We start from the raw sequence: 1409 nt of genomic DNA, 5'->3' as shown, positions 1-1409 counted from the left end.
AAATGTTGCGGGAGCTGGTAAAAAAGCAGAAAATTCAGCTTTCAGAGAAAGACAGCATACTTAAAGAAAAGGATGAAGTTATCCGCAGACAGCAGATACAGATAGAGAATATGACACAGGCACTGCTTCATGCCAGAAAAAAGATGTTTGGAAAATCCTCAGAAGTCTCAACAGAATATGAGCAGTTATGTTTATTTGAAGAAACTACAGAATTAGCCAAAGCCTTATTAAAGGAACAGGAAACAATCGTAGTTAAGGAACATAAGAGAACCCCACGTAAACCGGGAATACGTAAGGAAATGCTTGCATGTCTTCCAAAAGAAATTGAAGAATATATTATTGATGAGAAAGAAAAGTGTTCTGTATGTGGAGGGGAATTAGAAGTCATTGGTAAGGAAATTGTGCGTACAGAAGTGGAATTCAAACCGGCAACACTGGTTGTAAAGCAGATTGTCCGTCAGGTGGCAAAGTGTAAGGCATGCGGTTCGAATGGAAATGACAGACCCGGACATATACAGAAAGCATCTGTTCCTGCCGGGGTACTGCCACATTCCATAGCTACCCATTCTTTGGTTGCACAGATTATGTACCGGAAATTTGGAATGGGGGCTCCGTTTGCCCGCCAGGAAAAGGATTTTTACCAGATGGGTCTTGAGATTTCAAGGGCAAATATGGCACACTGGACGATACGCTGCAGTGATGAATGGCTTATGCCTGTTTATGACCGGATCCATCAGATACTAATTCAGAAATGTGAGATATTACATATGGATGAGACAAGAATCCAGGTCAATAAGGAAAGCGGCAAAAAAGCCGGCAGCGACTCTTTCATGTGGGTACTGCAAAGTGGTGCATGCGAGGACATCAAAGCCACTTTCTTTCATTACTCCAGAACAAGGAGTCAGAAGGTAGCCCTTGATTTAATTGATGGATTTAAGGGCTATCTTACCACCGATGCATATGCAGCCTATTCCAATATGCATCTTGAAGATGTGAAGAACAATTTCTGTTGGTCACATCTGCGTCGATATTATATCGACAGTATTCCTCTGGATAATTCCGGAAAGGAAATCCCGGGTTCCAAAGGTGCAGAAGGTCGCGAATATGTAAATCTCCTGTTTAAACTGGAGAAAGAGATGTGCAACCTTTCGTTCGAAGATAAAAAAGCAAAGCGTCAGGAAGCATCAAGAGCACTTCTGGACGCATTTTGGTCGTGGGTTGAAAAAACCATCTCTATACCGACAACCAATGAAAAACTAACAAAGGCACTAAACTATTCTTTGAATCATAAGAAGGAACTTGAGATGTTCCTCGAAGACGGGCGTCTTGAAATATCCAATAACTTATGTGAATCACATATACGTCCTTTTGCAACCGCAAGACGTGCATGGCTTTTTGCTGATACCCCC

1 protein-coding gene is annotated in these 1409 nt (G+C 41.9%); it reads left to right on the top strand.

All coding sequences use genetic code 11. From position 1 onward, the window contains the following. Positions 1-2: 2 nt before the first annotated feature. A partial coding sequence (gene tnpC / locus ASU35_RS06880) for an IS66 family transposase (RefSeq protein ID WP_242861222.1) occupies positions 3-1409 on the top strand: 1407 nt, incomplete at its 3' end.

The organism is Acetivibrio ethanolgignens (genome assembly GCF_001461035.1).
In the GTDB taxonomy this organism is placed as follows: domain Bacteria; phylum Bacillota; class Clostridia; order Lachnospirales; family Lachnospiraceae; genus Velocimicrobium; species Velocimicrobium ethanolgignens.
This window is presented reverse-complemented; position numbering and strand designations above follow the sequence as displayed.